Source organism: Paraburkholderia sp., from assembly GCF_035948235.1.
Lineage (GTDB): Bacteria > Pseudomonadota > Gammaproteobacteria > Burkholderiales > Burkholderiaceae > Paraburkholderia.
Window position 1 is genome coordinate 37,611 of sequence record NZ_DASZJJ010000321.1, and the last position, 25,481, is coordinate 63,091.

General features: G+C 66.2%; 21 protein-coding genes and 1 riboswitch. Of the genes, 14 read left to right on the plus strand and 7 right to left on the minus strand.

The window, feature by feature from the left end; genetic code table 11:
• Positions 1–7: 7 nt before the first annotated feature.
• Genes fliI through fliF form a run of 4 tightly spaced genes read right to left on the minus strand, consistent with a single transcriptional unit; the run spans position 8 to position 5,102 of the window.
• Positions 8–1,639 carry a flagellar protein export ATPase FliI gene (fliI, locus tag VG320_RS28465; RefSeq protein WP_327203397.1) on the minus strand — a complete coding sequence of 544 codons (1,632 nt, stop codon included), beginning with the start codon at positions 1,637–1,639 and terminating at the stop codon, positions 8–10.
• Complete coding sequence (gene fliH / locus VG320_RS28470; RefSeq protein WP_327203398.1) at positions 1,633–2,331, minus strand: flagellar assembly protein FliH; 699 nt, start codon at positions 2,329–2,331, stop codon at positions 1,633–1,635. Before fliH ends, fliI begins: the two co-directional genes overlap by 7 nt.
• Positions 2,324–3,319, minus strand: a complete 996-nt coding sequence (fliG, locus tag VG320_RS28475; RefSeq protein WP_027816082.1) for a flagellar motor switch protein FliG — start codon at positions 3,317–3,319, stop codon at positions 2,324–2,326. Before fliG ends, fliH begins: the two co-directional genes overlap by 8 nt.
• Positions 3,309–5,102, minus strand: a complete 1,794-nt coding sequence (gene fliF, locus VG320_RS28480; protein ID WP_327203399.1) for a flagellar basal-body MS-ring/collar protein FliF — start codon at positions 5,100–5,102, stop codon at positions 3,309–3,311. Before fliF ends, fliG begins: the two co-directional genes overlap by 11 nt.
• A gap of 320 nt (positions 5,103–5,422) precedes the next feature.
• Between fliF and fliE the strand changes: the two genes are divergently transcribed.
• The 5 genes from fliE (at position 5,423) to VG320_RS28505 (ending at position 8,754) form a co-directional block, all read left to right on the plus strand.
• Entirely contained in the window at positions 5,423–5,758 is a 336-nt protein-coding gene (gene fliE / locus VG320_RS28485) for a flagellar hook-basal body complex protein FliE (protein WP_327203400.1), read from the plus strand.
• A 158-nt stretch (positions 5,759–5,916) separates the two neighbouring features.
• A complete protein-coding gene (gene fliS, locus VG320_RS28490) occupies positions 5,917–6,363 on the plus strand; it encodes a flagellar export chaperone FliS (protein WP_327203401.1) in 447 nt (148 codons plus the stop codon).
• Complete coding sequence (locus tag VG320_RS28495; protein ID WP_327203402.1) at positions 6,360–6,692, plus strand: flagellar protein FliT; 333 nt, start codon at positions 6,360–6,362, stop codon at positions 6,690–6,692. Before fliS ends, VG320_RS28495 begins: the two co-directional genes overlap by 4 nt.
• Before the next feature lie 143 nt (positions 6,693–6,835).
• Entirely contained in the window at positions 6,836–8,368 is a 1,533-nt protein-coding gene (locus VG320_RS28500) for a flagellar hook-length control protein FliK (protein WP_327203403.1), read from the plus strand.
• The gene (locus VG320_RS28505) at positions 8,365–8,754 is read left to right on the plus strand and encodes an EscU/YscU/HrcU family type III secretion system export apparatus switch protein (RefSeq protein WP_327203404.1); all 390 of its coding nucleotides are present in this window, start codon (positions 8,365–8,367) and stop codon (positions 8,752–8,754) included. The genes VG320_RS28500 and VG320_RS28505 overlap by 4 nt, the downstream gene beginning before the upstream one ends.
• Here the strand turns inward: VG320_RS28505 and VG320_RS28510 are convergent.
• Both VG320_RS28510 and VG320_RS28515 read right to left on the minus strand, forming a co-directional pair.
• Positions 8,751–10,193, minus strand: a complete 1,443-nt coding sequence (locus VG320_RS28510; protein WP_327203405.1) for a coniferyl aldehyde dehydrogenase — start codon at positions 10,191–10,193, stop codon at positions 8,751–8,753. The two genes, VG320_RS28505 and VG320_RS28510, sit on opposite strands and share 4 nt — an antisense overlap.
• A 26-nt stretch (positions 10,194–10,219) precedes the next feature.
• Positions 10,220–11,959 (minus strand): isovaleryl-CoA dehydrogenase, encoded by a 1,740-nt coding sequence (locus VG320_RS28515; RefSeq protein ID WP_414696141.1) that lies wholly within the window; start codon positions 11,957–11,959, stop codon positions 10,220–10,222.
• Between the two features lie 481 nt (positions 11,960–12,440).
• On the opposite strand from VG320_RS28515, the gene VG320_RS28520 reads away from it, so the two are divergent.
• The gene (locus VG320_RS28520; RefSeq protein WP_327203406.1) at positions 12,441–14,072 is read left to right on the plus strand and encodes a GMC family oxidoreductase; all 1,632 of its coding nucleotides are present in this window, start codon (positions 12,441–12,443) and stop codon (positions 14,070–14,072) included.
• Between the two features lie 261 nt (positions 14,073–14,333).
• Positions 14,334–16,076 (plus strand): OmpA family protein, encoded by a 1,743-nt coding sequence (locus VG320_RS28525; protein ID WP_327203407.1) that lies wholly within the window; start codon positions 14,334–14,336, stop codon positions 16,074–16,076.
• Between the two features lie 66 nt (positions 16,077–16,142).
• Here the strand turns inward: VG320_RS28525 and VG320_RS28530 are convergent, their stop codons facing one another.
• On the minus strand, positions 16,143–17,090 hold the full coding sequence (locus VG320_RS28530; RefSeq protein ID WP_327203408.1) for a LysR family transcriptional regulator: 948 nt from the start codon (positions 17,088–17,090) through the stop codon (positions 16,143–16,145).
• 152 nt (positions 17,091–17,242) lie between these two features.
• Between VG320_RS28530 and VG320_RS28535 the strand changes: the two genes are divergently transcribed.
• From VG320_RS28535 to VG320_RS28565, 7 genes are all read left to right on the plus strand, one after another.
• A complete protein-coding gene (locus VG320_RS28535; RefSeq protein WP_327203409.1) occupies positions 17,243–17,704 on the plus strand; it encodes a CidA/LrgA family protein in 462 nt (153 codons plus the stop codon).
• 66 nt (positions 17,705–17,770) lie between these two features.
• Positions 17,771–18,493, plus strand: a complete 723-nt coding sequence (locus tag VG320_RS28540; protein WP_327203410.1) for an LrgB family protein — start codon at positions 17,771–17,773, stop codon at positions 18,491–18,493.
• A 110-nt stretch (positions 18,494–18,603) separates the two neighbouring features.
• The gene (locus VG320_RS28545) at positions 18,604–19,446 is read left to right on the plus strand and encodes a glycosyltransferase family A protein (RefSeq protein ID WP_327203411.1); all 843 of its coding nucleotides are present in this window, start codon (positions 18,604–18,606) and stop codon (positions 19,444–19,446) included.
• Between the two features lie 75 nt (positions 19,447–19,521).
• A riboswitch (S-adenosyl-L-homocysteine riboswitch) is annotated at positions 19,522–19,641 on the plus strand.
• Positions 19,642–19,674: 33 nt separating this feature from the next.
• The gene (ahcY, locus tag VG320_RS28550; RefSeq protein WP_327203412.1) at positions 19,675–21,093 is read left to right on the plus strand and encodes an adenosylhomocysteinase; all 1,419 of its coding nucleotides are present in this window, start codon (positions 19,675–19,677) and stop codon (positions 21,091–21,093) included.
• A gap of 160 nt (positions 21,094–21,253) precedes the next feature.
• On the plus strand, positions 21,254–21,607 hold the full coding sequence (locus tag VG320_RS28555; RefSeq protein ID WP_322048714.1) for a phage holin family protein: 354 nt from the start codon (positions 21,254–21,256) through the stop codon (positions 21,605–21,607).
• 53 nt (positions 21,608–21,660) lie between these two features.
• Entirely contained in the window at positions 21,661–22,491 is an 831-nt protein-coding gene (gene metF / locus VG320_RS28560; protein WP_327203413.1) for a methylenetetrahydrofolate reductase [NAD(P)H], read from the plus strand.
• Between the two features lie 227 nt (positions 22,492–22,718).
• A complete protein-coding gene (locus VG320_RS28565) occupies positions 22,719–24,932 on the plus strand; it encodes a tetratricopeptide repeat protein (protein WP_327203414.1) in 2,214 nt (737 codons plus the stop codon).
• Positions 24,933–25,481: the final 549 nt, after the last annotated feature.

The window sequence follows — 25,481 nt, forward strand, 5'->3', positions numbered from 1 at the left end:
GGACGCGTCAGGCGCGGCCCGCTCCAGCATTGCCAAGCAGTGCGCCGAGCATGCCGACGCTCTGGTCATAATCCGCCGTCTCGCGGAAACCTTGCTGCAAAAACGCCTCGATGCGCGGATACAACTGGATCGCGCGGTCGAGCACCGCGTCGCGGCCGCTCACATAAGCGCCCACGTTGATGAGGTCGCGGTTGCGCTGGTAGCGCGAAAGCATCTGCTTGAACGCACGCGTCTGGTTCAGATGCTGGTCGTCGATCAGCGCGGTCATGGCCCGGCTGATCGAGGCTTCGATATCGATGGCCGGATAGTGCCCCGCTTCCGCGAGCGCGCGCGAGAGCACGATATGGCCGTCCAGAATCGCGCGCGCCGAGTCGGCGATCGGATCCTGCTGGTCGTCGCCTTCGGTGAGCACGGTGTAGAACGCCGTGATCGAGCCGCCGCCTTCCGGGCCGTTGCCGGTGCGCTCGACGAGCGCGGGCAGCTTCGCGAACACCGAAGGCGGATAGCCCTTGGTCGCGGGCGGCTCGCCGATCGCCAGCGCAATTTCGCGCTGCGCCATCGCGTAACGCGTGAGCGAATCCATCAGCAGCAGCACATGCTTGCCCTGATCGCGAAAATACTCGGCCAGCGACGTGGTGTACGAAGCCGCCTGCATGCTCAGCAGCGGCGACACGTCAGCGGGCGCGGCCACCACCACCGAGCGTGCGAGGCCTTCTTCGCCCAGGATCTGCTCGATGAATTCCTTCACTTCGCGGCCCCGCTCGCCGATCAGGCCGATCACGATGACTTCGGCGCTGGTGGCGCGCGCCATGGTGCCCAGCAGCACCGATTTACCCACGCCCGAGCCCGCGAACAGGCCCATGCGCTGGCCGCGCCCGACCGTGAGCAGCGCGTTGATCGCGCGCACGCCTACGTCGAGCACCTTGTGGATCGGCTCGCGGTTCAGCGGATTGATGACGGGCGCGGTGAGCGGCGCGTCGGCTTCCGTGTTGAGCGGCCCGAGGCCGTCGAGCGGCTTGCCCGAGGCGTCCACCACGCGCCCGAGCATGCCCCAGCCAACCGGCAGACGCTTGGCGCCCGCCATCGGATCGGCGATCGGCGCGCTTTCCATTGGCCACACGCGCGCGCCGGGCAACAGGCCCGCGACTTCGGTGGTGGGCATCAGGAACAGCTTGTCGGCGGCGAAGCCGACCACTTCGGCTTCGGCCATCGGCAGCGAACTGCCGGGCGGCAATTCGATCATCACTTCCGAACCCACGGCCAGGCGCAAGCCCACGGCTTCCAGCACCAGGCCGGCTGCGCGCGTGAGGCGCCCGCAGCCGCGCAGGGGCAGCGCGAGAGCGTTGCGCTCGCGCACGCTCGTCAGATGCGCGTTCCAGACGGCCAGATGGGGGTTCTTCGGATCGTAATTGGCGGGCGGCACGTAGGGCGGGATTTCCAGGCCTTCGTCCTGCCCCGCGGCCGTTGCGGCCTCATCGGTTTGCGCGGGTGCGTCGTCGTCCACCAGTACGGCAGCCGTTTGCGCCGGATCGTGCGCGCCGGGGCCGAACGAGGCCAGCGCCAGTTCCTGCTCGAGCGGCGTGAGGCCGCCCGTGTGGATGGCCTGCTGCACGGTCTGGTGGAGCGTCGTATTTACCATGGCCGCGCCTTGCCCAGCGCCGCTGTGACGCGCTCCCAGCGCGTGGCGATGCTCGCATCGGTTTCGCCGGTCGCCGCCTGGGCGCGGCAGCCGCCGCGCTCGAGCGTGGCGTCGGTGCGCACGGTCCAGCCGCGCGCCTGCAGATCTTCCATCAGATACGCCTCCACCACCGGCAGATCGGCGGGGCTCACCACGAGTTGCGGCGAGCCGACCAACTGCGGCTCATGCGCGAGCACCTCGCGTGCCGCGGCCAGCAGCGCCGTCGGGTCGTGCTGCACATGCTGGCGCACCACCTGCTGGGCGATATCGAGCGCCAGTTCGACGAGCGTGTCGGCCACGCCGGCCTCGACCGTCTGCAGCGCGTCGGAAAACCGCTGGGCAAGCTGCGCCAGCTGGTTCGCCTGGCCGCGCGCGAGTTCGAGACCTTGCTCGAAACCCTGCTTCTGGCCCTGGTCGTAACCCGCCTGGTAGCCGAGCGCCTGGCCCGCCACGTGGCCGGACGCCAGACCCTGCTGATGGGCGTTGTCGCGCAGTTGCTGCAACTGCGCGGCGAAGGCGGCTTCCTCGTCGGGCGTGGGCGGCGGCGGGGGCGGGGGAGGCGGGTCGAACGACGCCATCTCCCAGCGTTGATACGCCGAGCGCGCGCGCCGCTGCGCAGCCTGCGCCGACTCTCGCGTTGCTTCGTCAGACATAAGCGTCTTCTGCCTTGCCGCCTAGAACGATCTGACCGCTCTCGGCGAGGTTGCGCACGATCTGCAGGATACGCCGCTGCTGCGCCTCGACTTCCGAAACGCGCACGGGGCCGCGCGCGTCCAGGTCTTCGGCGAGCAGTTCCGCGGCGCGCTGCGACATGTTCGCGAGGAACTTCTGGCGCAGCGCCGGCGGGGCGCCCTTGAGCGAAATGATGAGCGATTCCGACTCCACTTCCTTGAGCAGGAGCTGGATCGCGCGATCCTCGAGGTCGAGCAGGTTTTCGAACACGAACATCTGGTCGATGATCTTCTGGGCAAGCTCGGCGTCGTACTGCTTGACGTTCTCGATCACGCCTTCTTCGTGCTGGCTCGTCATGAAGTTGAGGATTTCGGCGGCCGTGCGGATGCCGCCCATCGGGCTGCGCTTGAGGTTGTCGCTGCCCGAGAGCAGGCCCGTCAGCACATCGTCCAGCTCGCGCAGCGCCTGCGGCTGGATGCCGTCGAGCGTGGCGATACGCAGCAGCACGTCGTTACGCAGCCGCTCGGTGAAGCACGAGGCGATTTCCGACGCCTGGTCGCGGTCCAGGTGAACCAGGATCGTCGCGATGATCTGCGGGTGCTCGTTCTTGATGAGTTCCGCGACCGAGCCCGAGTCCATCCACTTCAGGCCTTCGATACCGCTCGTGTCGCCGCCCTGCAGGATGCGGTCGATCACGGCGCCGGCCTTGTCCTCGCCCAGCGCCTTGGTCAGCACGTTGCGGATGTAGTCGTTCGAGTCGAGCGAGAGCGCCGTGTGCTGCTCCGCTTCCTTGACGAACTCCTGCAGCACGACGTCGATTTCCTCGCGCTTGACGTTCTTCAGCGCGGCCATGGCGGCGCCGATCTTCTGCACTTCGCGCGGCCCGAGGAACTTGAAGACCTGAGAGGCCTCTTCCTCGCCGATCGACATGAGCAGCAGTGCGCTCTTGACGGCTCCTTCAGCGCTCATCGTTCACCCAGCTCTTGACAACGGTTGCGACAATTTTCGGATCCTGGCGCGCGATGCTGCGGGCGAATTCCAGGTTGCGTTCAAACTTGTGTTTCTCGTTTTCGAGGGCCAGCAGCGTCGGGTCGCCTTCGACCTCGCCGCCGGTGCCTTCGATCTTCTCGACTTGCGGCAGGCCGTCGAGCATCAGCGGTTCGCTGTCGCTGCCCAGCGCCGCGGCGGCCACTGCCGGCTGCGGCGGCGGGAAGGCGCGGCGCAGCGCCGGCTTCACCATCACGAAGTAAAGGAACAGGGCCACCACGCCGATGCCAAGCCACGTCGCGAGCTGTTTGGCCAGCGCGAGAATGTCCGGCTGGCGCCACCACGGCAGGTTGGCGTTCGGATCGACGTCCTGCTGGAAGGCGGCGTTGACCACGTTGACCGAGTCGCCGCGCTTCGCGTCATAGCCCATCGCGTCCTTCACCAGCTGTTCGACCTGGGCGAGCTTCTGCGCGTCGAGCGGCTGCATCGTGGCGTGGCCCTTGGCGTCGACCTTCGGCTGATAGTTCACGATCACGGCCACCGACAGGCGCTTGATGTCGCCCGCCGCCTGCTGGTAGTGGCGCACCGTCTTGTCCAGCTCGTAGTTGGTGGTGGTGTCGCGGTGATCCGAGATCGGCGTGCTGGCGGCTGCGCCGCTGGCGCCCGCGGGCGCAACGATCGGCGCGGAAGCCGGTTGCGGCGGCTGGTTCGACAGCGCGCCCGGCACGCCGCCCGCGCTGGTCTGCGCCGAATCCGTGGCGATGCTCTGCTGCTGGCTGCGCACCGAAGCCTGCTGCGGGTTGCCGTTCGGACCGTAGTTTTCGGAGGTCTGCTCCAGATGCGAGAAGTCGAGGTCGGCGCTCACCTGCGAGCGCGCGTTACCCGAGCCGAACAGGGGCGCGAGGATCTGGTCGATGCGCGATTGCGTGTCGTGCTCGACCTGGCGCACGTACTTGAGCTGCGAGGCGTCCAGACCCGCGCTGGTAGCGCTTTGCGTGAGCAGATTGCCGTCCTGGTCGACCACCGTGACGTTGCGCACCGGCAGATCGGGCACGGCGGAGGCCACCATGTGCGTGATCGCGGCCACCTGGCCGTCGTCGAGCACGCGGCCCGGATACATATTGACGAGCACCGATGCCGACGGCGCTTCGCGTTCGCGCACGAACACCGAAGGCTTCGGAATGGCCAGATGCACGCGCGAGGACTTCACGCTCTGGATCGACTGAATCGTTTGCTCCAGCTCGCCTTCGAGGGCGCGCTGGTAGTTCACCTGCTCGGCGAACTGGCTGATGCCGAACTTCTGGTTGTCCATCAGCTCGAAGCCGACCGAGCCGCTCTTGGGCAGACCCTGCTGGGCCAGACGCAGGCGCATTTCGCCGACCTGGTCTGACGGCACCAGAATGGCGCTGCCGCTATCCGACAGCTTGTAGGGCACGTTGGCGGCCTGCAGCGCGGTGATGATCGAGCCGCCGTCGCGATCCGACAGGTTGCTGTAGAGCACCTTGTAGTCGGGCGCGCGCGACCACAGGATCAGACCGGCGACCACGGCGACGAGCACGGCCACGGCGATGATGAGTGGCGCGCGCGGATTGCCGCGCACGCTGCGCAGCGACGACAGCGAGCCCAGGCGCTGCGCGAAGCCACCGCCGAGGTCCTCCGCGCCGCCAGGCATGGCGCCGCCCGCGCTTGCGCCGGTGGCGGCGCCGCTGGTGGCGAGGCCCATGCGGGCGTCGGGGTTGATCAAAGAGTTGGCAGACGAATCCATGCGACGGGTATCTCCGGGAGACTTGCATGTCCCGCCGCGGGCCAGAAAACGCAGCCAACGACGGAGACTTTCACGACTGGGATTATCCGGAGCCCGTGACAACCCGATTGCGCGAATAGAGCCGGGTTTTCCCCCTAGTTTCGGGGCTTTCGGAAATAGCCCGCTGCTATGCTCTCGACCAGACTCCGGAATGTGTATGCGGACCGGGTCCTGGGGGGCGAGATCAGCTCACCGCGCGGGCCGGACCGGGGCCGCGCGCACTAGTGGAAATCCCGTCGAGCGCCGCCCGCCCTGCACACTCTCTTTATCGTGGAGCAAACATGACTGTGCCAGTCAACCCACTCACGTCGGCCCTCGCGCAGATGCAGGCGATGGCCACGCAGGCGGCAGGCGCGACGGCTGCGGCCGATGGCGCCTCGGGGGCGGCGACCGCGGGCGAATTCGCCTCGGCGCTCAAGGCGTCGATCGACAAGATCAGCGGCGACCAGCAAAAGGCCGTGGGCGAGTCGCAGGCGTTCGAGCTTGGGGCCAGCAACGTTTCGCTCAACGACGTGATGGTCGACATGCAAAAGGCCAATATCGGCTTCCAGTTCGGGCTGCAGGTCCGCAACAAGCTCGTCGCCGCCTACACCGACATCATGCAGATCCAGGTGTAAGAAAGGTGCAATAAGGCGCACCCCACGCGCTCGCCTGCCATGTTCATTAAAGCTTCTCGCTTCTCCTTCCGATAACCCGGCTAGAACCGGCACGCGCCTTCATGGCAAAGGGCCGGATGCACCGTATCCACAGCCGTACGTTTGAAGGAGAAGCGCCGATGTTTTCCCCTGCCCAGTCTGGAGCCAACGCCTATGCACGCGTGGGTGTCGAAACGGGGGTGATGGGCGCGAGTCCGCACAAGCTGATCGCGCTCCTTTACGAAGGTGCGCGCAAAGCGATTGCACAGGCCCGCATGCATATGCAGATGGGCAACGTGGGGCCGCGTGGCGAGGCGATCGGAAAGGCGATCCGGATCGTCGAAAGCGGGCTCCAGCTGGCGTTGAACGTCGAGGCGGGTGGCGAAATCGCCCAGCGCCTGAACTCACTTTACAGTTACATGACGCGACGCTTGCTGGAAGCAAATATTCATCAGAGCGAGCCCATGCTGGTCGAAGTCGATGGCCTGCTGGCAACGCTCGAGGAAGCCTGGTTGGGGATTGCGCCGGAAGTGGCAAGGATGGCCGCACAGGCCTCCGGACCATCGTCCGGTTCATTGACGAGATGAGTTCGAAAGCAGACTACTTCGCCCACTATGAAGCGATCGCGACGGTCTCGGGGCAGATGCTCTGCGCCGCACGCGACGCACACTGGAACGAGTTGATTGGGCTCCAGGAGGAATACCGGCACCTCGTAGACGCGCTCAAGGACGCCGATTTCGGCGTACGGCTGACCATCGCCGAGCGAACGCGCAAATTCGAGTTGATCCGGCAGATTCTCGCCGACGATGCCGCGATCCGCGACCTCGCCAGCCCGTGCATGGCGCGCCTGTCGGCGCTCTTTCACGGCACGGCGCATCCCGCGCGGGTGCTGCAGGAGATGTACGGAGCGCGCTGATCCAGCGCTGACACCGCGCCTTCGGGGCGTCAGGTCAGGAAGGTCCGATCACCGTCCGGCTCATTACCGGGCAAACACAATAAAGCCGCACCGCCATCCGCATTGACGGGGGCGCGCGGCGCCACACCAGGCCCACGCTCCGCATGAACGGAATCGACACCAGCGCCGCGTCGCTGCTCGCGAGCCGCATAGGCGCGCTGGGGCCCGCCGCGCAAGGCAGCGCCGGCACCGCGCAGACGGGCATTTCCGCGCTCGCGGGCGGCGCCATCGCCGCGCCCGACACGCAAAGCGCCGACTCGCCGCAGGCCTCGGCGCAGACCGTGCTGTCGGCGGTCGCGCTGGCGCTCGACGCGATCATCCGCTCGGGCGGCGAGGCCACGCCCGCCGTGGTCGGTCGCGCGCCGGTGTGGGCCGATCCCAACGCCGCGGACGCCGGCAGCGGCGACCCGCAATCGCTGACACTGCCGGGGCTGTCCAATCCGGCCAATCCGGCGAGCGCCGCCGCACAGGCGCTGGAAGCCGCCTTGCTCGCGGAACTCGAAGCGCAGGCCGCGTTCGCGGGCGCCGCGCAGGATGGCGAAGGCGCCGACGGCGCCAATACTGCGGCGAACCCTTCGAACACAACGAACAGCGCGGCCGCCCAAAGCACCCAAAGCGCCCAAAGCGCGCAGAACGCCACCGGCGTCGCACTCGCGGCTCAAGCGGGGCCGGTTGCGGCGCTGGCCGCGTCGCTTGCGCAGACCGTCGCGACCAGCGGTCTCTTCTACGAATCGCATCTGGCCCAATGGCTGCGCGGCCAGCGCACGCTGGGCGAGCTTGCCGACGAACCGCAGAATCGCCTGACCGGCGGCGCGCAGTTGTCGCTCGACTGGAGCGAGTCCGCCGACGATATCGACGACGTTTTCTGGACCGAATTGCCGAACCCAGGCCAGCAGAACGCACGCGCGGCGGCCAATGCGGGGACTCCGGGCGGGCAGCCGCCGTCATCGGCAGCGTTCGCGCGCGCCGCGCAAGCCGGCGCCGCCGCGTTTGCGCAGGAAAATGCGCGCGGCAACGCGGCTTCGGCGTCTGGAGATACGCTGCTGCCGCCCATTCATGTGCCAGGCGGCGCGGGCGCCGGTGCCGGCGTGCATGAAGCGCTGCTGCCGCTGGTACGCCAGCAGCTCGATCTGCTCGCGACCGGCGAATTCCGCTGGACCGGCGAGGCGTGGCCGGGCGTGCGCCTCGACTGGACCATCCAGCCGGACGACTACGACGCGCGCGACCCGCACGGCGGGCGCGGCGCCGACGAGGACGCGACGCCCTGGCACACGCGCCTCACGCTTTCGCTGCCGTCGCTGGGCACCGTCGATGCGGAATTGACGCTCACCGGGGCGACGCTCGCGGTGCGCGTGCAGGCGAGTCCCGGCGGCGCGCAACGCCTCACCGACAATAGCGAGGCGCTGCGTGGACGGCTTGAGGCGCTCGGGCTGTCGCTTGCCGGGCTGTCGATCCGCGAGATTGGCGGCGTGACGCCGCACGCGAGTCCGGCGGATTCCGCGCGCGCAGCCGACGCTTACGCGCGCAACGCCGCTTCACAGCCCGCTTCACAGCCCGCTCCTCAGGCTCCGGCGCAGGAAGCGCAGGGTGCCGAAGCCGCTGCTGCGGCCGATCCGAACAATTGGGAGCGCGGATGAGCCGCACCAACCGCAAGAGCGCCGCGGCGCTCGCCTATGACGATCCGGCTTCGCGCGATGGCGCGCCGCGCGTGGTGGCGAAGGGCTACGGGATCGTCGCCGAGATGATCGTGCAGCGCGCGAGAGAAGCGGGCCTGCACGTTCACGAAGCGCCCCAGATGGTGTCGCTGCTGATGCAAGTGGATCTGGATTCGCAGATTCCGCCGCAGCTCTATCAGGCCGTGGCGGAACTGCTCGCGTGGCTGCACGGCCTGGAAGCCGTGGACAGCAATGCGAAGGCCGCCGAAAAACAGGCGCAGGCCAGTCCTGCCGCGCAGCCAGGCACGCCCGACGCGAAGGCGCTCGCGATCAATCCGTTCCGCTTTCCGGCACTGCCGGCGCGCTAGAACTTCAGCATCACGCGAATCAGCGTATTGAACAGCTTGCCGTAGGGCGGCGCGATCAGATGCCGCCCGTTCAGGCGCGCCTGCGTGAACACGGGCTTCATCTTCGAAAACGTGCAGAAGCCCTCGTAGCCGTGGTACGAACCCATGCCGCTTGCGCCGACGCCGCCGAACGGCAGCCCCTCGGCGGCGATATGCATGAGCGTCTCGTTCACCGACATGCCGCCCGCGATGGTTTCGTGCGTCACGCGATCGACGGTGCGCGCGTCGTCGGCGTAAAGGTAGAGTGCCAGCGGCCGCGCACGCGCGTTGATGTAGCGCAGCGCCTCGTCGAGCGAGTCGTACGGCACGATCGGCAGCAGCGGCCCGAAAATCTCCTCCTGCATCAACTGCGTATGCGCGCCCGCGCCCGTCACCAGCACCGGTGCGAACTGGCGCGTGGCAGCGTCGCGCGGGCCCAGTGCGTGGAGTTGCGCCCCTTCGGCCTGCGCTTCGTCGGCGAGCCGTTCCAGCCGTTCGTAATGCCGCGCCGAGATGATCGAGGTGTAGTCGCGGTTGTTGGCGAAATCCGGATACAGCTCGTTAAAGCGCACGCGCGCGCGGGCGATGAAGGCCTCCTCCTTGCCGCGCGGCAGCAGCACGTAATCGGGCGCGATGCAGGTCTGCCCCGCGTTAAGCGTCTTGCCCAGCAGCAGGCTGTCCACCGCGTAGTCGAAGCGCGCATGCGCACCGATCAGCGCGGGCGATTTACCGCCCAGCTCCAGCGTGACCGGCGTGAGATTGGCGCTAGCCGCGCGCATGACCTCATGGCCGATGCGCGTCGAGCCGGTGAACAGCAGATGATCGAAGGGCAGCGCCGTGAACGCCGCGCCCACCGATGCGTCGCCGTTGACGACGGTGACGTGATCGGGCGCGAAGGTCTGCGCGATCAGATCCGCAAACAGCGCCGAAGTGCGCGGCGTCAGCTCCGACATCTTGACCATCGCGCGGCAGCCCGCCGCGAGCGCGCAGACGAGCGGCCCGGCGGCGAGCTGCAGCGGATAGTTCCACGGCACGACGATGCCCGCCACGCCGATCGGCTGCGGCACCACGCGCGCGCGGCCCGGCATCAGCCATTTGCCGACGGCACGGCGCTGCACGCGCATCCAGCGTTCGCCATGCTTGAGCGCCGAATCGATTTCCTGCTTGAGCACCAGGAATTCCGCGAGCGCGACTTCGGCCTTGGAGCGCTGGCCGAAGTCGGCGTTCATCGCGTCGGCCAGCGCGTCCTGGTTGGCGAACAGCACGTCGCGCAGCGCGCGCAGGTGGCGCGCTCGCTCGCTCCACGCCGGGAACGGCGCGCGTAGATACGCTTCGCGCTGCGCCGCGAGCAGGGCGCCCAGTTTCGACGCGTTCGCATCGGTGTGGGCGTTGGCGACGGCTTCGGGCAGATCCTGCTTCATGGTCGGTCCTTGTGTTTGTCTCGCATTCAGTGGCCGCTGGCGGGCGCGGCAGCGCAAAACGCGCGCTCGATCAGCGCCGCGTGGTCAAAGCGCGCGGGCAGGGTGCCGAACACGCGGCCGCAATCGGCGTCGTGCTCGTCCAGTCGCGTGGCGATAAAGGCGTCGGCGACTTCGGGCGGTCCCGCGCGCAGCAGCATGGCCTGCGCAATCAGCACGATCTGCTGGCAGATGCGCCGGGCGCTGGCTTCGCGCGTGCCGGGCGCGCCATTAAGGAGTGCCGATAGGCGGTCGAGCGCCGCGCTGAGCACCGCGTGCCCCGCCGCCTCGCGCCGCCAGGCCAGAAAGAGCGCCTGGGCGGCGTCGGCCTCGCGCTCGAGCGCGCGCAGCACATCCAGACACATCACGTTGCCCGAGCCTTCCCAGATCGAATTGACGGGCGCTTCGCGGTAGAAGCGCGCCATCGGGCCTTCTTCGACATAGCCGTTGCCGCCCCAGACTTCCATCGCCTCGCCAGTGAAAGCGAGCGCGCGCTTGCAGACCCAGAACTTCGCGGCGGGCGTGACGATGCGCCGCCAGGCGCGGGCCACACGGGCGAGATCGCTTTCTTCGGCTTGAGGGGATTGATCGGCGCTTTGCTCGAAGGCCTGCGCGAGACGCATGAACAGCACCGTCGCGGCTTCGGATTCCAGCGCGAGATCGGCGAGCACGTTCTGCATGAGCGGCTGTTCGGCGAGCGGTCTGCCGAACGCGCTGCGGTGGCGCGCGTGGTGGATCGCCTGCACCAGCGCCGCGCGCATGAGCGCCGCGCTGCCGATCACGCAGTCGAGCCGCGTGTAGTTGGCCATCTCGATGATGGTGGGCACGCCGCGCCCTTCATCGCCGATCATCACGCCGTAGGCGTCGAAGAATTCCACCTCGCTGCTGGCGTTCGAGCGGTTGCCGAGCTTGTCTTTCAGGCGCTGCACATTGACGGTGTTTTTCGTGCCGTCGGGTCGGAAACGCGGCACGTAGAAGCAGGAGAGGCCCGCGTGTTCCGGCGTGCGCGCGAGCACCAGGTGCGCGTCGCACTGCGGCGCGGAAAAGAACCATTTGTGACCGGTGAGCAGATAGGGCGCGCCACGGCCGCTCGCGACGCCTGCCGCTCGCGCTTCGGTGCGGTTGCTGCGCACGTCCGAGCCGCCCTGTTTCTCGGTCATACCCATGCCGATCATCATCGAGCGCTTGTGCGCAAGCGGCACGTCGCGCGCGTCGTGTTCGCGTGTGTAGAGCTTGTCGCGCAGCGTGTCGAACAGCGCGGGCTCGTTTTGCAGCACGGGAATGCTCGCGAAGGTCATGGTGAGCGGGCAGAGCGAGCCCGATTCGAGCTGCGCATGCAGGAAGTAGCCCGCGCAGCGCGCGGCCATCGCGCCTGCGCGCGGTTCCGAGAACGGCAACGCGTGCAGGCCTTCGGCGCGCAGCAAGGCGAGCAGGTCGTGCCACGCCGGATGGAATTCGAGGGCGTCGATACGCTCGCCGCGCGGCGTGTGCGTGTGCAATTCGGGCGCGTGGCGGTTGGCGAGATCGGCCAGTTCCAGCGTGGCTGCAAGGCCCAGTTTCGCGCCGTGTTGCGTGAGCGCCGCGCGGTGCCAGTCGGCGCCCGCGCGCGTCAGCGCTTCGCCCAGCGCGGCATCGCATGCAAAAAGATTGTAATCGGCGAGCGGCGGCGCCTGATTCGTGACCTCGTGCGTCGTGCCGGGATCATGCTGAGTCAATTCGAGCGGTTCCATCGTGACCTGTCTCCATCGGCGGCGCGCGGGTTGGCTCGTGAGCGCGGCCTGTCGTGTTTGTCTTGATGTTCTCGATGCGTTATTGCGGGAGGCGGCTGCGGGCGCGCGATCAAGCGCCCGAGTTAAGACGTACCGCGGCAATTGCGGTACGAGAATGCCCCGGCGCTCCCTGTGATGCTTGCCGGAACCTTTCAGCTCTGTCGGCTGAACCGTCCTTCATGGTAGCCGCCGAATGCCCGCCACACGCCCGTCAGAATTAGAGGATGCGCTCTGACATAAATGCTGACCGAGACTTCGGACGCTTCCTACAATGCGCGATACAAAGAAATCGAACGAGCGTGCATCTAGCGTGCCTCATCCCGACGCCAGGCGCAACGCAATAGAGAGAGACGCGTGCGCCGCTGGGACCCGAGTTAGCCTCGCTTTGCGACAGGGCGGCAACTCCGGCCGACAGCGCTGCACAGGATGGGAGGCAGATAGCATGGAATACGACTACATCATCGTAGGCGGCGGCTCGGGCGGCGCGTCGCTCGCCGGGCGTCTGGCCGAACGCTGTCCTGACGCCAGCATCGCGCTGATCGAGGCTGGCCCGCACACCGAACGCAATCTCTTCGTCAACATGCCGATGGGCGTGGCCGCGCTCGTACCGTTTCGCGGCAAGAACAACTACGCCTACCAGACCGAACCGCAGCCAGGTCTCGCCGGACGGCGCGGTTACCAGCCTCGTGGACGCGGCTTCGGCGGGTCGAGCGCCATCAACGCGATGATCTACACGCGCGGCCATCGGCTCGATTACGACGAGTGGGCGCAACTGGGTTGCCAGGGCTGGACGTGGGACGACGTGCTGCCGTATTTCCGCCGTGCCGAAGACAACTCGCGCGGCGCGAATGCGTGGCACGGCGCGGGCGGACCGCTGGGCGTAGCCGATCTGTGCGAACGCAATCCAGTGGCGCAGCGCTTTGTAGCCGCCGCGCGCGAGGCGGGTTTTCCGGCCAACGACGATTTCAACGGCGCCGAACAGGAAGGTGTCGGCTTCTACCAGGTCACGCAGCGCGGCGGCGAACGCTGCACGGTTGCGCGCGCCTATCTCTACGGCACGCCGCGCGCGAATCTGCATCTGCTCGCCGATGCCACCGTGCTGCGCGTGAGCTTCGACGGCATGCGCGCAAGCGGCGTCGAAATCGTCCGAGGCGGCCGCACGGAAACCTTGCGTGCACGCGCCGAAGTGATTCTCGCGGCAGGCGCGTTCAATTCGCCGCAACTGCTGATGTGCTCCGGCATCGGTCCCGCCGATCAACTGCGCGCGCACGGCATCGACGTGCTGCACGATGCGCCCGAAGTCGGCCGCAATCTGATCGACCATATCGACTTCACCTATAACAAGCGCGTGCATTCGAGCGAGACGGTGGGCTATTCGCTACGCGGCGCGGCGAAGATGGTGCCGGGACTCGTGCGTTATCTGGCGAAGCGGCGCGGCATGTTCACCACCAACGTCGCTGAGGCGGGCGGTTTTCTCAAGAGCCGCCCGGAGCTGGAGCGGCCCGATCTGCAACTGCACTTCTGCACCGCGCTCGTCGATGACCATAGCCGCCGCCTGCACTGGGGCCACGGTTATTCGCTGCATGTGTGCGTGCTGCGTCCCGCGAGCCGCGGCACCGTCACGCTCGCAAGCGCCGATGCGCGCGTCGCGCCCGTGATCGACCCGCGCTTTTTCTCGGATTCGCGCGATCTCGATCTGCTGGTGGAAGGCACGCGCCTGGCGCGGCGCATCCTGGATGCCGCGCCGCTCGCGCAGATGGGCGGTCGCGAAATCTACACGCACGCAGGCCAGAGCGATGCCGAACTGCGCGCGACCATCGCCGCGCACGCCGACACGATCTATCACCCTGTTGCCACCTGCCGCATGGGCGGCGACGCGCGCTCGGTCGTCGATGCGCAACTGCGTGTGCGTGGCGTCACGCATCTGCGCATCGTGGATGCCTCCGTGATGCCGACGTTGATTGGCGGCAACACGAACGCGCCGACGGTGATGATCGGCGAGCGCGCCGCGGATTTCATCGCCGAGACCCGGCGTTTGGGCACCCCCGCGCAGGCCGCAAACGTGATCGCCTGACAGGCGTTTTCTACTTTTCCCAACCAGGCTTTCTCTTGCTCCGTTGATACGCACATGCGACGCAAAAGCGAGGCGCACTATGCCTCGCTTTTGCGTCGCTCTTGACGTTTTTTTGACGAAAACCACCTGTTTAATGGGGTTTTTCGTCAAAGAGTGTGCGGCATCAAGACCTCCCGCATTTTCGAGATTTAGAACTCCATATAATCGCGCGGCACCTTGGGCGTGTCAGTTGGCGCGTCCGCGAACTGGAGGAACCGCTCGATGAGCATCAATGTCTTTCAACTGCTGGACGTCGTCATGAACGATGACGTGGTCCGCAAGCTGGCCGGGCGTTTCGGCCTCACGCCGGATCTCACCCGTAAAGTCACGGGCGTTGCCGCACCCGCGATCGTTGCCGCTGTCATGCACCGTGGCAGCACGGCAGAAGGCGCGCGCGGTTTGTTTTCCACGCTCATGTCGCCGGACGTGAACGCACTGATCGGCAAGCAACTGCCCGAACTGCTCTCCAGCACGACGGGCCTGAACCAGCTCGAAACGTCGGGGAGCGAGTTGGTCCAGCGCGCAGCGGGCGTCAATGTGGGCGCGCTGTCTGACGCGGTCGCGGCACAAACCGGCGCGGCGCAATCGACGGCCTTCTCGCTGACCGGCGTGGTTGGCGCGGTGCTGATGGGCATCCTGAAGCAGCACTTCACGTCCTCCCAAGGCTCCGTAGGCCATCTGCCTACGCTGCTTGGCCATCAGCTTTCGTCGGTCAACGCCAGCCTCACGGATCGTCTCGCCCATGCCGTGGGCCTGGGCAGTGCGGCTGCGTTCGCAGGCTCGATCCTCGCGCGCCTGAAGGATGTTTCGGCGCATCTGGAGCATCCGCAACCGGTTGAGCGCCCGGTTCCCGCTGCCGTGCCGCCGCAGACCGTCAGCTCCTCGACGCCGCCGATCGAACCGGAAAAGCGCAAGCATTCCTGGCTCTGGTGGCTGCTGGCCGCCATCGCGCTGATTCTCGCGTTCTTCGCGCTGCGCTCATGCCAGAAGGATGACGCCGCGCAGAACACCGCAGCGGCTCCGGAGGCTTCGGCGGCTGCAGTGGCGAGCGCGCCTGCGGTCGTCGCGGCGTCGGAGGCGAGTGGGAGCGTTGCGGCAGCGGCGGCGACTTCGGATGCTTCTGCAGCGAGCGCGGCTTCGTCCGCGAGCGACGCCACGGCCGCACCCGCGCCGACGCAGGATTCGCATCTCTCGTTCAAGGTCGATAAGGCCGGTGTGCCGGTCATCGACGCAACCGTTGGTTCGGACGCCGAAAAGGCGCAACTGATGGACGCCCTCACGAAGAAGTTCGGCGACGGCAAGTTCACCGCCAACGTCACGGTCGATCCGAAGACGAAGCCTGCCGACTGGCTCGCGCACCTCGACGGCCTGCTGCCGCTGATGGCGCTGCCCGGCGCGGAAGTGAAGATCGACGGCTCGCACGTCGAACTGAGCGGCACGGCGGCCGACGCGAAACTCGGCTGGCTCGACAAGCTCAAGGCACTGTTCGGCTCGGGCGTCGATATCGGCGTGTTCAATGTGCAGAAGGCCGTGGCCGACGCTACGCAGTCGTTCCAGGACGCCGTGAAGGGCCTGTTCGGCGCCGACGCTTCGTGCGCGGGCGACGATGTCGCGAAGGTGCTCAACCTGCAGGTGGTGAACTTCAATACCGGCAGCATGACGATTCCGGCTTCGGCGGGCGACGATCTGCGCCAGTCGGCCAAAGTGCTGAAGGCCTGCGCGAAGCAGGGCAAGCCGGTGCGTCTGGAAGTGGCGGGCTATTCGGACAACGTGGGCGACAAGACGGCCAACCTCACGCTGTCGAAGCGCCGCGCCCAGGCCGTGTTGACCTACCTGGTCACGCAAGGCGTGAGCGCCTCGACGCTCACCGCCGCCGGTTACGGCGACGCCAATCCGATCGATAGCAACGACACCGAAGGCGGGCGCTTCCACAACCGCCGCATCGCCTTCACGGCAAAGCAGTAAGCATCACTGCGGTCAAAACGACAAAGCCGTCCGGCGCGAGCCGGGCGGCTTTTTTTATTGTGCGTTTTATCCCGCTGCGTCGGCGGGTTTTTCGAGGCCGGGCGGCCGCACGAAATCGTCGAGAAAGGACGATGGCTTGCCGTATTCCTCGCGCGCCACCGCGAGCCACGCGCGCGCCGCATGCGAGAGATAGCCGTTGCGTTTCCAGCCGATCGCCATATCCCAGGTGATCTGCGGATCGGCGACGGGCAGGCAGGTAAAGCGCGCCGCATCGAGCCGACGCACGTAAGGCGCAGGCAGCAAGGCGATGCCCACGCCCGCGAGCACCAGCGCCGCCATCAAGTCCCAATGGCCGCTGCGACCGACGATCTGCGGCGTGAAACCGGCGGCGCGGCAGGCGTTGAGCACGACATCGTTGAGCGCCAGGCTCTCGCCGTAGAACACGAATGGCTCGGCCGCCAGATCCGCGAGCGGCACGTTTTGCGCACCGTCCCAGCGCGAGCCGCGCGGCGCGACCAGCCACAGCAATTCGTGCGAGATCGGCAGCACGTCGATCTGCTCCGGGTCGATCGGCAATAGCACGCCGCCCAGTTCCAGTTCGCCCGAGATCAGCGCGGCCTCGATCGCGCGCGAGCCTTGCTCGAAGAGCTTGAGTTCGATCCTGGGATAGCGCTGGCGGAAGGCGGCGATGGCGGGCGTGAATAGCGAGCCGCCCATCGGCGGAATGCCGATGGTGACTTCGCCGCGCCCGAGCGTGCCAAGATCGGCGAGTTCTGCCTGCAACTGCGCGTGCGCGGCCAGCACGTCCTGGCCACGCTGATAGACGATACGACCGGCGTCGGTGAGCACCATCTGGCGCGCATCGCGCAGCAACAGCGGCGTGCCGGTTTCGTCTTCCAGCGACTTCACCATCTTGCTGATGGTGGGCTGGGTGACGTGCAGCGCCTCAGCGGCGGCGGTAAAGCTCTGCTGCCGCACCACCTCGATGAAATAGCGTAGCGCGCGCAATTCCACGGTTCTGTCTCCTGGTTGTCGCTCACGGGCCGCGACGGTTCGCGGTGTCCGTGCATTCCATTATGGAATGAAGTCGATGATTACAAGTCATTATATTTATGCTGCGCTGCACCCTATACTCAGTTCCATTCCACTGTCACTTAGGGTTTGCCATGACTGCTCCGAACACCTCCGCATCCGCCCCGAAAAAGGGTTTGATGGCGCGCGCAGGCCGGATCGCGGCGCAGTCGGCGTTGCTCGCCGGTGTCTGGTACGTCGCCGATGCGCTGACGCGCACCGCGCATCTGCCGGTGCCGGGCGGCGTGGTGGGCCTCGTTCTGCTGCTCGCGCTGCTGTTTTGCGGCGGCGTCACGCCGCGCTGGGTCAAGGCGGGCGCGGACTGGCTGCTCTCCGACATGTTGCTGTTCTTCATCCCGGCCGCCGTAGCGGCGGTGCAGTACGGTGGCCTGTTTCGCGCCGACGGTTGGCGCCTCGCGCTGGTGGTGGTCGGCGGCACGCTGATGGTGATGTTCGCGGTGGCTTTTGCGGTCGAGCAGGCTGCAGGGCTGGAGCGCCGTCTCGCGCTGCGCCGCGTGCAGAACGTGCGCCACGCCCGCCATCTGGCGCGCGCCTGACTGACCTGATTCAACGCGCCCTTTATTTGGCGCATATCGTACGCACTCCAAAAGGATGATCCCGTCATGAACACGTTTTATGCATCCCTGTTCGCCGACGATGCTTCGCGGCTGATCGCCGCCGGCTGCTTCATCCTGACGGTCGCGCTCTATTTCGCTTCGAAGTCGCTCTATGCGCGCTTTCGCTCGCCCTGGCTCACGCCGCTCGTGGCTGTGCCCGCCGTGCTCGCGGCGCTGGTGCTGCTGCTGCACATTCCGTATCCGGTCTACTTTCAGGACACACGCTGGCTGATGTGGCTGCTCGGCCCCGCCACCGTCGCCTTCGCCGTGCCGATCTACGAATACCGCGATCTGCTCAAGAAGCACTGGATCTCGCTGACCGTGGGCGTGACGGTGGGCATCATCGTGGCGGTGGGCGGCTCGCTCACGCTGGCCAAACTGCTGCATCTGTCGCCGGAACTGCAACGCAGCCTGATGACGCGATCGATCTCGACGCCGTTTGCACTCGCCGTCTCCGACAAGATTCACGCGCCGCGCGACCTCACCGCGCTGTTCGTGATCGCCACGGGCGTATGCGGCATGCTGTTCGGCGAACTGGTGTTGGGGCTTGTGCCGTTGCGCACGCGCCTCGCGCGCGGTGCGCTGTTCGGCGCGGCGGCGCACGGCGTGGGCACCGCGAAGGCGCGCGAACTGGGGCGCGAAGAGGGCGTCGTCGCCAGCCTCACGATGATGATCGCGGGCGTGGTGATGGTGTTACTTGCGCCTGCGCTGGGCTTTCTGCCGGTTTGATCGGCCGGATCGCCCTGATCCACTTTCGCGCGCCATAGAACGAATTCGATTTGCGCAACCGGGCGCATCGCCACGCGCTTCAAAGCCTCCCGGCATTTCGCGACGCCACTATGATCCACGCTCCGGCGGCGGCTTCGAGCCTTGAGCATCGAGGCACGCCCGGCGGCTTCGGTCCACTCGCGTTGCGTTTCATGCCTTCCATTTCGATCATCATCCCGTGTTACAACCGCGCCGCCACGCTTGCGCGCGCGCTGCAAAGCTGCAAGGCGCAAGCCGAAGTCGCGCAAATCTTCGTTGTCGATGACGGTTCGACTGATGCTACGGCGTCGACCGTGCGCACCTACGCCATGCACGACGACCGTATCCGGCTCTTGCAGACGGTGCGTCACGGCGGCGCGGCGCGCGCGCGAAACTGGGCGGCACTGCATGCCAATACGCCTTTCGTCGCCTTTCTGGACGCCGACGATGAGTACCTGAGCGGCGCACTGAGCGCCGCGCTCGCCCATCTGGAGCAGCATCCGCACGCCGCCGCCGTGCGCCTCGATGCCGAATTCGCCGGCTTTCCGTCGCGCATCGTCCAGCATCCCGCCTTCGAGCGTCATGCTGCGGTGCTCAGCAACACCGTGTCGAGCAGCCTTGTGATCCGCCGTAACGCGTTTTTGTCGCTGGGCGGCTTCCCGATGGATGAAGTGTTTCGCCGTCACGGCGGCGACGATGGCGCGCTGTCCTGGGTGCTCAGCGATATCTTCGATCAGCGCCGTCTCTCGGACGCGAAACGCGTGCGCGTGCACTATCACGACCGGATTCACGCGGAAGACTTCCTGAACATCCAGATGGGTTTCGCGCAGGCGGACCAGCAGGTGGCCGATGAAACGTTGCGCGCGTCGCGGGCGTTCCTCGACGCCGCCCGCGCGAATCTGCGTCAACTGCGGGCGTTCGGGCCGGCTGGCTGACCCGCGGCGCAGTCATGCGGCGGCATGACCAGTCCGTCGCGCGGCTGTCAGCGTGTTTTGCTACAATCACGCCTCGTCTTCGAGGAGCGTTGCGACGGGTTTCTCCAATCCGCCAGGCTCGAAGGTGCTCAATACGGTTGGCTTTCACGCATCATTCGTGAGTCGACCGCACTGAAAAAACGGCGCTCACGTCTTTAATTTCTAGTCACTTTTAGAAAGGAGGGCGTGATGAACGCCGCAATTCCGCAAGATCAAGCCAACGATTTCGTCGTCGCCGATATGTCGCTTGCCGCCTGGGGCCGCAAGGAACTCGATATCGCCGAAACCGAAATGCCCGGCCTCGTCCAGACCCGCGAAGAATACAAGGCGCAGCAGCCGCTCAAGGGCGCGCGCATCGCAGGTTCGCTGCACATGACGATCCAGACGGGCGTGCTGATCGAAACGCTGACGGCTCTGGGCGCCGACGTGCGCTGGGCTTCGTGCAACATCTTCTCGACCCAGGATCACGCTGCTGCTGCGATCGCGCAGGGCGGCACGCCGGTGTTCGCATTCAAGGGCGAATCGCTCGACGAATACTGGGAGTTCTCGCACCGCATCTTCGAATGGCCGAACGGCGAATTCGCCAACATGATCCTGGACGACGGCGGCGACGCCACGCTCCTGCTGATCCTGGGCGCCAAGGCTGAAAAGGACCGCTCGGTCATCGCCAAGCCCACGAACGAAGAAGAAGTCGCGCTGTACAAGTCGATCGAAAAGCACCTCGACATCGACCCGACGTGGTACTCGACGCGCCTGTCGCACATCAAGGGCGTGACCGAAGAAACCACCACGGGCGTGCATCGCCTGTACCAGATGGAAAAGGAAGGCCGCCTGCCGTTCCCGGCCATCAACGTCAACGACTCGGTCACCAAGTCGAAGTTCGACAACCTGTACGGCTGCCGCGAATCGCTCGTGGACGGCATCAAGCGCGCGACCGACGTGATGATCGCGGGCAAGATCGCCGTGGTCGCAGGTTACGGCGACGTGGGCAAGGGCTGCGCGCAATCGCTGCGCGGTCTGGGCGCAACCGTGTGGGTCACGGAAATCGATCCGATCTGCGCGCTGCAAGCTGCGATGGAAGGCTACCGCGTCGTGACGATGGAATACGCCGCCGACAAGGCCGACATCTTCGTGACGGCCACCGGCAACTTCCACGTGATCGGCCATGACCACATGAAGGCGATGCGCCACAACGCGATCGTCTGCAACATCGGCCACTTCGACTCGGAAATCGACGTTGCGTCGACGCGCCAGTACCAGTGGGACAACATCAAGCCGCAAGTCGACCACATCATCTTCCCGGACGGCAAGCGCGTGATCCTGCTGGCCGAAGGCCGCCTCGTGAACCTGGGCTGCGCCACGGGCCACCCGTCGTTCGTGATGTCGAACTCGTTCACGAACCAGACGCTCGCGCAGATCGAACTGTTCTGCGAAGGCCAGAAGTACGAGAACAAGGTCTACGTGCTGCCCAAGCACCTCGACGAAAAGGTCGCGCGTCTGCACCTGGCGCGCATCGGCGCGAATCTGTCCGTGCTGTCCGACGAACAGGCTTCGTACATCGGCGTGGAAAAGAACGGTCCGTTCAAGCCGAATCACTACCGCTACTAAGCGCGTCGTTACGGCTCGATACAAAAGCGCTACGAGGTGGCCCGATTTTTTAAGCCACCTTTAAGCGACCGGCCCGATGCTGTGCACACGCCCGCGCGCTATTTTTAACGTGCGCGGGCGCACCGCATAACCACGACGCAAGAGGAAAGAGGACCTATCCATGACCGTACTGCTCACCTGGCTTGTCAATGCGCTCGCGCTGCTGATCATCACGTGGCTCGTACCGTCGATCCACGTGCGCAGCTTTGGCACCGCGCTCATCGTCGCGCTCGTGCTCGGCCTCATCAACGCCGTGCTGCGCCCGGTGCTCATCGTGCTGACGCTGCCCGTGACCATCCTCACGCTCGGCCTGTTCATCCTCGTGGTGAACGCGCTGTGCTTCTGGCTGGCCGCGTCGCTGCTCAAGGGCTTCGAGGTGTCGGGATTCTGGTCGGCGTTCTTTGGCTCGATCCTCTACAGCATCGTCTCGTGGCTGCTGTCGGCGCTGATCTTCGGCAACCGCAGCCTCGGCTGACGCACGCATGGCCGAGGCCTCGCGCTTCGGCCTGCTTATCAAGAAAAGCGATCATGAAACCGATCGAACTCTCATTCGAATTCTTCCCGCCGAAGACCGCGGAAGGCGTCGAGAAGCTGCGCGCCACGCGTGCGCAACTGCTCATGCACAAACCGCGCTTCGTGTCGGTGACTTTCGGCGCGGGCGGCTCGACGCAGCAGGGCACGCTCGACACCGTGGCCGAAATCGCCAAGGAAGGCGTCGATGCGGCGCCGCACCTGTCGTGCATCGGCGCTACGCGCGACAGCCTGCGCGACATCCTGAGCCAGTACCGCTCGCATGGCATCCGTCACATCGTGGCGCTGCGCGGCGACCTGCCTTCGGGCATGGGCGAGATGGGCGAGCTGCGCTACGCGTCGGATCTGGTCGCCTTTATCCGCGAGGAAACCGGCGACGCGTTCCATATCGAGGTGGCCGCTTATCCGGAATATCACCCGCAGGCGCGCTCGCCGCGTCACGATCTGGAAGCGTTCGCGCAGAAGGTAAAGGCGGGCGCGGACTCGGCGATCACGCAGTACTTCTTCAACGCGGATGCGTATTTCCGCTTCGTCGAAGACGCGAAAAAGCTCGGCGTCGATATCCCGATCGTGCCCGGCATCATGCCGATCACGAACTACACGCAGCTCATGCGCTTCTCGGAAATGTGCGGCGCGGAAGTGCCGCGCTGGGTCGCGAAGCGCCTGGAAAGCTATGGCGACGATCGCGAATCGATCCGCGCGTTCGGCCTCGACGTGGTGACGGACCTGTGCCGCCGTCTTGTCGATGCGGGCGCGCCCGGTCTGCACTTCTACACGCTCAACGCGGCGGGTGCGACCAAATCGATCTGCGAGCGGCTGGCGCTCTGATTGCGTCGCTTCCCTGATGCAGACGAACCGCGCGGTTCCCGGAGTTTCGGGCCGCGCGGTTTTTTTATGGCTGACGCAAAGTTGCCTGATGGTTGTCTGATGCTTGTCTGACGGAGGTTTGACAGGTATCAAGATGGAACTTACGAGACGGTGCCGATAATCGAAGGTTATCTATTCCCGATAGCCTGGTCGCGCTACCGTTTTTCCAGCCGATGCGGGCCGCTCACATGACGTCCTCTCGCGCTCACGATCCTGCTGCTGCTTCCGTCCAGACTCCCGCACTTACCCTTGCTGACGCGCTTGCCGCGTGGCACAGCGGCGAACATGACGAGGCGCGCCGCTGTTGTGCACAACTGCTCGAAGCCAATCCGCACGACGCCGATGCCCTGCATATGGCCGGCGTGCTTGAACTCGGACGCGACAACCTGGCTGCCCGCACGCTGATCGAGCGCGCCCTCGCGCTGCGCGAAGATCCGCATTTTCTCGTGAACTTTGCGCTCACTTTCGGCGGCGACGTGCAAACCGACCGGGCTATCGCCGCGCTGAACCGCGCGCTGGCGTTGCAGCCCGATTTCACGCAGGCGCTCAACAATCTGGCCAATCTCTACGATGCGCGCGGGGAACGCGAGCGCGCCGTTGCCATGCTGGAGCGTGTCGTGGCGCTTGATCCGGCTTATAGCGTGGCGCACTACAACTACGGCAGCCTGCTGCTCGCGCTGGGCGATCTCCCGCGCGCTGAAGCCGAATTGCGTCGCGCGATCGAACTCGACCCGCGCCACATCGGCGCCTGGAACAATCTGGCCAACGTTTTCATCAAGGCTAATCACAGATCCCAGGCGCTGGCGCTGCTGGAACACGCATGCACGTTCGCGCCGGATTCCGTCGATCTACTGACGAATCTAGGCAGCCTGCTGCGTCATGTCGGCCGCGTGGAGGAAGCCAGGAGCGCGCTGGAGCGTGCGCTGGCCTTGTCGCCTGGGCAAGCGGGCGCGTGGAACAACTACGGCAACGTTCTCGTCGACCAGAACGACGCTGACGGTGCGCTGGACGCATTCGCGCGCGCCATCGCATTGCGCCCGACGCTGGCCGACGTATGGGCCAACTACGGCAACGCGCTCAAGGCGGCGGGCGATATCGACGCGGCGCTCGACGCCTACCGGCGCGCAGTCGACTATCAGCCGGACAACTCAAACGCGCACTCCAACCTCGTCTTTGCCGGGTTGTTCGCCACCGAAGACGGCATGGCGCTGCGCGTCGAAGCCGAGCGTTATGCTGCATGCCACGACGCACCCTATCTGGCCGTGCCGGCGCGTCACGCGAATGTGCCGGACCCGTCGCGGCGGCTGCGCATCGGTTATGTCTCGCCGGATTTCCGCACCCACTGCCAGGCACTCTTCACGCTGCCGGTGTTTGCGCAGCATGACCACGCGGCCTTCGAGATCTTCGCTTATTCGAGCGCACAGCCCGACGCGGTCACGCAGCGGCTCGCCGCGTTGTGCGATCACTGGCGCGACGTGCGCGACCTGGACGACGCGCGCCTTGCGCAGCAGATCCGCGACGACGGCATCGACGTCCTCGTCGATCTCACCATGCATATGGCCAACACGCGGCGCGCGCTGTTCGCGCGGCGGCCCGCGCCGGTGCAGGTCGCGTGGCTCGCTTATCCCGGCACGACGGGCAGCCCGGCGACTGGCTGGCGGATCACCGATCCGTGGCTCGATCCGTTGAACGTGCCCGGTATCGACGAGCAATACAGCGAACGCTCGCTGCGTCTGCCTGATGCGTTCTGGTGCTACGCGCCGCTCGAAGCGCCGCAGCCCGTGAGCGCGCTGCCGGCGCTCACGGCAGGTCAGATCACGTTTGGCTGCCTGAACAACCCCTGCAAGCTCACCGACGGCACCTTCGCGCAATGGGCGCCGGTGCTGGCGGCGCTGCCCGACTCGCGCCTTGTGCTGATGGCGCCGCCCGGCTCTGCGCGCGAGCGCATTCTGGCGAAACTGGCTGCGCATGACATCGATGCGGGCCGCGTGCGCTTTGTGGGCTTCCAGGCGCGCGAGGACTATCTGCGCACCTGGGCGCAGGTCGACATCGCGCTCGACACCTTTCCTGCTAACGGCCACACGACCAGCCTCGATGCTTTCTGGATGGGCGTGCCGGTGCCCACGCGCGTGGGTCGCGTGGCAGCGGGGCGTGGGGGGCTGTCGCTGCTCGCCAATCTCGGCTTGCTGGAACTCGCCGCGCACGACGACGCGCAATACGCGGAAATCGTCATCGCGCTCGCTCGCGATCTGCCGCGCCTGGCCGCGCTGCACGCCTCATTGCGCGCACGCCTGCAGGCTTCGCCGCTGATGGATGCACCGCGTTTCGCCCGCAACATGGAAGCGGCATACCGTCTGATGTGGCGCGACTGGTGCGAGCGCCGCGAGTCTGACCTCGCGTGAAATAACCGTGCGCCCGAGTCAGCTATTCGACTGATCGGGGGGCTGGCGCAGCGCTTGCGCAGCCCCTGAGCGCCGTGTCGGGCGGCGGCCTCCACGCGAACCCGAACGCTGACAATCACGTGAATTACCGCGCGAATTTCGTGCAACCGCGGTCAAAAATTCCCACGCAGCGGCAAAACAGGCGATACCGCGGCCCCCAACCCGCGCCAAAGCAGCCGGAGCGCCGCAAAAAGGAGGAGACAGCGCCAAGTAATAACGACGAAAAATGCGCCAAAGGCGGGCTTGCGCAAGCCTGTCAAGCAGGCGTTTTCCACGAGAGACGGGCCTTTTTGGCTACCTTGTGAGTCCAGCCCCCGCTCTTGTAAGATCGCGCTACGCTGGCTACGGCCGGCACCGAACTGGAGGAAACATGAAAGAAAACAAACTGTTGCGAGCTGCACGAATGACGTCTCTCGTGACGCTCGCAGCGGCATCGATTGCAGGCAGCCCGCTCGCGCATGCCGAGGGCAGCATCCCGAACAAGACGCTCGTCTACTGCTCGGAAGGCAG

Coding starts and splice junctions, on each gene's coding strand:
- fliI (WP_327203397.1), bottom strand. CDS start 1,639: ATGGTAAATACGACGCTCCACCAGACCGTGCAGCAGGCCATCCACACG.
- fliH (WP_327203398.1), bottom strand. CDS start 2,331: ATGTCTGACGAAGCAACGCGAGAGTCGGCGCAGGCTGCGCAGCGGCGC.
- fliG (WP_027816082.1), bottom strand. CDS start 3,319: ATGAGCGCTGAAGGAGCCGTCAAGAGCGCACTGCTGCTCATGTCGATC.
- fliF (WP_327203399.1), bottom strand. CDS start 5,102: ATGGATTCGTCTGCCAACTCTTTGATCAACCCCGACGCCCGCATGGGC.
- fliE (WP_327203400.1), top strand. CDS start 5,423: ATGACTGTGCCAGTCAACCCACTCACGTCGGCCCTCGCGCAGATGCAG.
- fliS (WP_327203401.1), top strand. CDS start 5,917: ATGTTTTCCCCTGCCCAGTCTGGAGCCAACGCCTATGCACGCGTGGGT.
- VG320_RS28495 (WP_327203402.1), top strand. CDS start 6,360: ATGAGTTCGAAAGCAGACTACTTCGCCCACTATGAAGCGATCGCGACG.
- VG320_RS28500 (WP_327203403.1), top strand. CDS start 6,836: ATGAACGGAATCGACACCAGCGCCGCGTCGCTGCTCGCGAGCCGCATA.
- VG320_RS28505 (WP_327203404.1), top strand. CDS start 8,365: ATGAGCCGCACCAACCGCAAGAGCGCCGCGGCGCTCGCCTATGACGAT.
- VG320_RS28510 (WP_327203405.1), bottom strand. CDS start 10,193: ATGAAGCAGGATCTGCCCGAAGCCGTCGCCAACGCCCACACCGATGCG.
- VG320_RS28515 (WP_414696141.1), bottom strand. CDS start 11,959: ATGGAACCGCTCGAATTGACTCAGCATGATCCCGGCACGACGCACGAG.
- VG320_RS28520 (WP_327203406.1), top strand. CDS start 12,441: ATGGAATACGACTACATCATCGTAGGCGGCGGCTCGGGCGGCGCGTCG.
- VG320_RS28525 (WP_327203407.1), top strand. CDS start 14,334: ATGAGCATCAATGTCTTTCAACTGCTGGACGTCGTCATGAACGATGAC.
- VG320_RS28535 (WP_327203409.1), top strand. CDS start 17,243: ATGACTGCTCCGAACACCTCCGCATCCGCCCCGAAAAAGGGTTTGATG.
- VG320_RS28540 (WP_327203410.1), top strand. CDS start 17,771: ATGAACACGTTTTATGCATCCCTGTTCGCCGACGATGCTTCGCGGCTG.
- VG320_RS28545 (WP_327203411.1), top strand. CDS start 18,604: ATGATCCACGCTCCGGCGGCGGCTTCGAGCCTTGAGCATCGAGGCACG.
- ahcY (WP_327203412.1), top strand. CDS start 19,675: ATGAACGCCGCAATTCCGCAAGATCAAGCCAACGATTTCGTCGTCGCC.
- VG320_RS28555 (WP_322048714.1), top strand. CDS start 21,254: ATGACCGTACTGCTCACCTGGCTTGTCAATGCGCTCGCGCTGCTGATC.
- metF (WP_327203413.1), top strand. CDS start 21,661: ATGAAACCGATCGAACTCTCATTCGAATTCTTCCCGCCGAAGACCGCG.
- VG320_RS28565 (WP_327203414.1), top strand. CDS start 22,719: ATGACGTCCTCTCGCGCTCACGATCCTGCTGCTGCTTCCGTCCAGACT.